Origin of the sequence: Janthinobacterium lyxosi, from assembly GCF_051380665.1 — a bacterium.
GTDB lineage: Bacteria > Pseudomonadota > Gammaproteobacteria > Burkholderiales > Burkholderiaceae_D > Janthinobacterium.
In genome coordinates this window covers 1-6,139 of sequence record NZ_JBNYXM010000063.1, presented here as the reverse complement: position 1 = coordinate 6,139, position 6,139 = coordinate 1, and the positions used below count along the sequence as shown (strand labels likewise).

7 protein-coding genes and 2 pseudogenes are annotated in these 6,139 nt (G+C 50.5%); 2 read left to right on the top strand and 7 right to left on the bottom strand.

Translation table 11 applies throughout. The features are described from left to right. Together ACQ4WP_RS28700 and ACQ4WP_RS28695 are read left to right on the top strand one after the other, a co-directional pair. Nucleotides 1-121, top strand: a pseudogene (locus ACQ4WP_RS28700) (IS481 family transposase); the annotation flags it as partial. Nucleotides 122-661: 540 nt separating this feature from the next. Then, nucleotides 662-1,018 (top strand): hypothetical protein, encoded by a 357-nt coding sequence (locus ACQ4WP_RS28695; RefSeq protein WP_436526628.1) that lies wholly within the window; start codon nt 662-664, stop codon nt 1,016-1,018. Nucleotides 1,019-1,447: 429 nt separating this feature from the next. Here ACQ4WP_RS28695 and ACQ4WP_RS28690 read toward each other — a convergent pair whose 3' ends face one another. The 7 genes and pseudogenes from ACQ4WP_RS28690 to ACQ4WP_RS28660 all read right to left on the bottom strand — a co-directional run. After that, complete coding sequence (locus ACQ4WP_RS28690; RefSeq protein ID WP_436526626.1) at nt 1,448-1,753, bottom strand: hypothetical protein; 306 nt, start codon at nt 1,751-1,753, stop codon at nt 1,448-1,450. Between the two features lie 1,033 nt (nt 1,754-2,786). Continuing rightward, on the bottom strand, nt 2,787-3,059 hold the full coding sequence (locus ACQ4WP_RS28685) for a hypothetical protein (protein ID WP_436526624.1): 273 nt from the start codon (nt 3,057-3,059) through the stop codon (nt 2,787-2,789). 69 nt (nt 3,060-3,128) lie between these two features. Next, complete coding sequence (locus ACQ4WP_RS28680; protein WP_436526622.1) at nt 3,129-4,304, bottom strand: DUF8462 domain-containing protein; 1,176 nt, start codon at nt 4,302-4,304, stop codon at nt 3,129-3,131. 232 nt (nt 4,305-4,536) lie between these two features. Next, nucleotides 4,537-5,067 carry a hypothetical protein gene (locus ACQ4WP_RS28675; RefSeq protein WP_436526620.1) on the bottom strand — a complete coding sequence of 177 codons (531 nt, stop codon included), beginning with the start codon at nt 5,065-5,067 and terminating at the stop codon, nt 4,537-4,539. Between the two features lie 14 nt (nt 5,068-5,081). Next, complete coding sequence (locus ACQ4WP_RS28670; RefSeq protein WP_436526618.1) at nt 5,082-5,504, bottom strand: hypothetical protein; 423 nt, start codon at nt 5,502-5,504, stop codon at nt 5,082-5,084. A 188-nt stretch (nt 5,505-5,692) separates the two neighbouring features. Next, nucleotides 5,693-5,938 (bottom strand): hypothetical protein, encoded by a 246-nt coding sequence (locus ACQ4WP_RS28665; protein WP_436526616.1) that lies wholly within the window; start codon nt 5,936-5,938, stop codon nt 5,693-5,695. A 95-nt stretch (nt 5,939-6,033) separates the two neighbouring features. Further along, a pseudogene (locus tag ACQ4WP_RS28660) lies at nt 6,034-6,139 on the bottom strand (IS5/IS1182 family transposase); the annotation flags it as partial.

Sequence of the window (6,139 nt, the reverse complement as noted above, 5' to 3'; positions counted from 1 at the left end):
CAATATCCCGCAGCGCGCCTTACACCACCAGACACCCATCCAGGCGCTCAAAGAGTGGCAGGCAAAGAAGCCGGATTTATTTGTTAAACGCGTTTATAACCAAGCGGGTCTTGACACATAATGTAGATGCGCACGTGCGTCACTGTCTAACGAGGTTCTTGATCAAAGAGCGCTGCGGGGCGAAAGCGGCGCGTCGACCAGGTATAAAAATTGCGCGCATAGTTTCAAATTTTATAGGCGCAAGCTATGAAATTCGGCACCCTAGGCAAGTGATTGTGTCAAAATCTATTGTTCTTTGGCAACTTGTTGCCCTCCTACATACCCAATAATAGCGATCACGTCGACGGCCATCAGGATAAATTCGTGAGGCTTTTTGTTTAGAAATCTAGCTGAAGAGAACATGAATAATTGGCTCAAAAAATTATATTTTTGCAAATTGCGTAATATCGGGGGTAAATACCACCTATGGGTAGTCGCAGTTACGATGTTGATCATAATGGGGCTGCTAGCGATCGTTGCAATCCGATGCGATAGCCCTCCCGAGCTCGTTTTTTTTCCAGTTGTTACGCTGATAATCTACGCTTACCTCCGCACCATGTGGTCGTATCAACAAACAAACATGATGCTCACTCCCAATGGTGATGGTCGGTGGAGCATACACATGGCTCCACTCGTATCTTTTATCCCATGCTTCTATGCACGGCAATCAAGTGGGTTTATCCTGGATGGGACATTAGCTATCCTAAAGGCTGGAAAGTCCCATGGCTTAACAGGGTCAGTGATACTGCAAAGCCATTTACTTGGTAATGAGCGTACGCGTAATAAATTAGCACAGCAACTCGCGTTGGAATTACCGTGGTGCAAAATCACACCCTTAGCGCTAACAACCAAGTTAGGTCGTTTTAATGCATGGACACTATCACAGACGCGCAATGCACGGCTAAAACAAAGCGTCAGTGGAAAGAAAAGAGAATTTAGCAAAGACCGTCCGGTTGGAATTATTGCTATCGAAAACTGAAATGTGACATAGTTTTTCAGTGGCTAGAATGGTGTCCACGTGAAGGCGTCATCAGGGCCGCTCCTCCCTAGGTTCGTACGGCTCGCCGCTCAGGATTACTTTTAACCGCCCTCCCTGAGCGTCAGCGGCTGCCGATGCTCGGCAAGAAAGGCCCGCTGGCGCGCGTTGTACCGCGGCGGCCCCAGTATCGCGTGCTAGATACCTCGAACCTTAAGCAGTGCTCTCCCAGTGCCGTTTAATCAATACCAACAACCTATCATCGTTGTGAAACGAGAAATAGTCCATCTCGAACGGGAATAGGTAAATTTCACTAACTCGGCTGAAGCATATCGGCGCCGCTCTTGTGGGCTTCGGCGCTCACCTTATCGCATATTATTCAAGCAGTCTACGATAATGTTCTATCCTGATTTTCTGCAATCTGCAGAGCCATTAGCCGTTCCAACCCAGTTGGATTTTCAATACCAGCCCTCTGACATACAGCAATAATCTTTTCTTCTTGTGCAATCGTTTGCGCAGCGCAGCGCAGCGCAGTGTAGACAGGAATTCCTCCTTGTCGGCACATGGGGCAAGGGCCGCGGGAAAATTCTCAAGGCTCCTTTGAAGGATAGGGTTAGTTCCAGCAATTTTTCTAGCAATACCGATATAGTATTCGTGAGAATGCTTACTACCACTCAACACCATACACAGGAAGGCAAAGCCGCATAACAATAGCATACAATATGAAACCAAATCCATTTGGCAATCCTTTAAATTAAATAAGAAATTTCATATTTTATACAACTAAACTATTTAAGCAAATCTTCCAACTCGGATCTCAACATATTTTTAGATTTACTTTTTTGAATTTCAGGGAAAATAGGTTGAGCACCATCAACCGTAGTCAAATAGATAGGAAATACAATCGCATTATAATCGTGAACAGTTAGTTTTTTATCAAAAAAATACGCTTTATAGCTTCCTTATCGGCATTGCTGCCATGAAGAACAGCATACTGGGCATGATAATATGCAGAATTATTGGCTTCCTGTATATAGTCGTATGGGCTAAGAATCCATATAGCTATACTTAAACCAACAACAAAGCCAGAAAAGTATTTTTTAATCATTTTTTTACTATTTACGGTACATCAATAATTGTTCCATAAAGTCAGCTGCCACTGATTGATGAAGCCGTCACCCTCATTCCGCTTAACTAATATTGCGCTTATGGGCTACCCGGCACACTGCTTGACCTGCTTTATAAAGCAAGAGTAGAGGAGCCAAGAAAGTCAAACCACAAAGAATGAACGTCCCGCCAAAGACGACGACAAGTACAACAAAATCGTAAAAATTTTTCATACTTTTCCTTGCCGGCGTCGGCCGGTGCGGGGCGCCCTGGGCGCCGGGATTTCCGATGCATAGTTAAGCTTTTGCCTGATCCAACGCAGCCAGGTATTCCGGCTCGGTCGTGTCGCGCGCCAAACGGGCTTCATGTTCCGAGCCATATCAAGAAGCGCCTGAGCCAGCTCGCGAACCTGCGAAGCTTTCAACCAACGGCCGGCCTCACCGCAACCGACCCAAACCCGCTCGCCTTCGATCTTTTTCGAGTCGCTGGTATCGACAATATCGAAGCCAACGCACTCCACGGTCGAGTGCTCATTGCCGCCGAACTGAACTTCAAACGCTCGACATCTTCGGGGTCTAACTTGCCACCGCGCCCGACCCTCTCAATGCCAAGGCCGCGCAAACGCGGCCACAGATGCTACTTTGGACTTTCCCATAGTCTTGGTTTACTGCTTTGCTTTAGCAGCAGCGTCTAAGACCATGATTCCCTCATTGATCACGCGCTGCATTTCGAGAATCATCGACTCAGGCAACGGCGAGGCTACGAGATCAGCTTCAATCCGTGATGCCGCCTCACGTGCTGCAGACGCACAACGCACTGCTACGTCAGTTGGTAATTGGCGCGCAACGACAACAACTAGCGAATGAACTGCATTGAGACGGCCCAATGCGATCGACATGTTTTCTTCAAGATTTGCCAGACGACGTTCGACATCCATGTTCATTTCAACCTTTCAGGTTCGCCGGCTGCCGGCCGGCACGGTGCGCCAGGCGGCGCGGGAATCCGCTCAGCCAAGATTGGCCAAATTGCGTGTGAGATAGTCGTTGAACATAGGAACCGTAAAGGCGACGTCCCCATGTGACGGGCTGTAAATCATTCCTTTACTGATAATCTGCGCCCGGCGTGGCCCAAGGCTCTGTGACGATTCACCGAGTGCATCTGCGACATCCGAGGAACGGTAGGGTCCGCTTCCTAATCTTGCCATAGCGATGACGTATTCACGCTCTTTCGGTGTTAGGCGATCAAAACGCACCTTAAAGAAACCTTCGTCCAGGCGCTTTAGTGTGGTCGTCTCTGCCTCCTTTGCGTCATTGAGGGTAATCGTATCTCCTAAGGCAAGATTCCAGGACTGATGGCCCCATTCCTGCAAAAAGTAAGGATAACCCCGCGTCTTTAGAAAGATCTCATCCAAGGCTATCTCATCGATAACGGCGCCTTCTTCATTTACAGGTTGACGGATTGCTGCCTTGGCATCTGCTTCAGGCAGGGCACCTACCTCTGGATAGTGGAAAAGTCTCTCCGCATATGACTTGGCTTCTCCCGACAGTGCTGCTACTTGGGGTAGTCCGGCACCGAAAAACAGTACGGGCAATCCGCTTTGATTTATCTTGTGCATCGAAACGATGAGAGCAGCTAAGTCCTTCTGGCTTAGGTACTGGACCTCATCAATAAGAAGCGTCCAGGCCTTTCCAGCGGCCTTGGCGGCCTCGCCGATCCGGACGAACAGCTCGGGAAGATCGTTCTGTAGGTCCCCACTGTCTGCCACTCCCACTTCCGCGTCGACGGCTATTGTCATATCCCCGTATTCAAACTTGAACACAGAGGCAAAGGACCGTAGCGCCCGCATTGCGTCATATGCTTTGCCTTTAGCAGCGTCCGTGAGCGAGAGTTTGCGCAGCACTTGGTGCACGCGCGGCAAAAGCAACTCTCCCAAAGATTTACTTTCTGGCGCTTCAATGCTGGAGGTTAGGTGTCCACGCTCGTTTGCCATGACCTCGACAGCATTCAGGAGTACCGTTTTACCTACGCCACGTAGACCCAAAAACATCTGAGAACGGCTAGGTTTGCCGAGCAAGGCGCGATCGATGGCTACTCGGGCGTCGTTGATTATCGCTTCCCGCCCTGCGAGCTCAGGGGGGCGACTACCTGCTCCCGGCGCGAAAGGGTTTCTTACAGGATCCATGGGTTCCTCCATCTATATGAACTTATATCTAAGTATAATGCATTACGCTTATACACTGATATACATTATTAGTTATTCGTAGATTCTAACCCTCGACCAACTTTTCCTTGCCGGCGCCGGCCGGTGCGTGGCGCCCAGGACACCGCGAATATCCTCGGTGGCCAAGCACCGTGCTGACCTTCTCAGTGCGCCCGTCAATGCCGGCCACAGGGTGCCGCTGGGCGTTTTGCGATCACTCTTCTGCAAGCAATATAGGTGCGAGCGATGACACTGTAGATTCGCGTAGCAAAACGTAATGAACGCCGTTATCGCACATCCCTGAGTGGCAATTTGCAGGCATATGACCATAGATCATCCAGATGCCAAAAGCACCTAACCGGTAGTTGCGTTGATTCAACGTCATGACGTCGCGAACAGAGTCGAGCGCATCCCACGCGTTGGTAGTCTGCTGTGGCATTTGCTTCCCGGCTTCCCGTAACAGAAATTGAATCCGTAACCTGGCCTCATAACTCTGATCGGCAATCGTCGTTTCAAGGTTGATGGTGTAGCGTGGGTCCGCATCGACTTCAACCCTATAGATTGCACCGCCTGGCCTGTAGTAACAGCGAGCAACTTCGTATTCCTGCGTCAAATAAATGCCCCGCCCAAAGATAGGATTGGACGCGCAGCGCCGGTATTGAAATTGCGTAAACAGTTCGCTGCTGCCGTGATAGAACTGTCGAGGGAAATCACGAATGCTGTGCATGGTATTGGTCGGAGTCACGCTACCCTTTTCCTTCAACCTGCGAGCTGGCGCCAGGATTCCAAGATTACTTCCAGGCGGCCGATCACCTGAACCTGTATGTTGTCGCCGCGAGCAGCGGTGCCGGCGAACGCTTGACGTTCCATATTTGCCAGGATGCCAGCATTCTTAACTGCGATGTCGAGCTTCTTCACGCCCTCCTTCCGCGCTGCGGCAAGCATTGGCTCACGCTTCGAACTTTTCAGGAAGAGGGGCACCACCAGACTCTGCGCAACCGAGCCAATAGCTTTCAGTGCTACCGATGCCGGCGCGTCTGCGTCTCGCTTCTCGATTTCTGGGGAATTTGCGAAGGTCACGGACATCTTCCGTAGTTCCTGTGTGATGAAAAGAAGCATCGCAATTTCATCCATTGCTGGCAAATAGCCGGGGCTGTCGAATTGGTCTCGCGTCAACGTCATGGGATCTCTTCCTAAGGTTTGGTGTTTCGGGAGTAGACGGCGATCAACGCTTCGATGAGCCGCCAGTCCACCTGTTCAACAGGTGCTGCTCCTTTTGGCCGCTGCGGGCACTTAAAAACGTGTCCGGCAGTCGCACCGCAGGGATTGCATTTGCCTTGAATGTTCGCCACGGCGATTTCCGATGACATTTAGCGGCGACGGGTGAGAAGCAAACCTTCAACCAACATGATGCCCATAGCGGCCGCCGCTGGCGCGAGTACAAACACCGCAATCGCTGCCGCTACCCAAGCCGGCAGGTACGCATGCACCAGGATTACGAACAGCATTGGAATGCCTAACCCAACAACAGCGTGCGTGCGCTCGAAGAACGCACAAAATACGTCCAGCACGCCGAAGCCGTATGAGAAAACTACGTCTACAGTTTTTTCTAACATGATTTTTCCTTGCCGGCGCCGGCCGGTGCGGGGCGCCCAGGGCGCCGGGAATTTTGCAGCGGACGCAGTAGCGCATCTTTTGTCTAAGAACCTGTTCACAATCTCCTGAGCAGCATTGCCAAGAAAGCTAAGTGGATGAACTGCAAGCTGGTGTTAAGCCATCGTTCGCAGTTTTTCCACAGTCGCCTGTTTTTTTCCAAC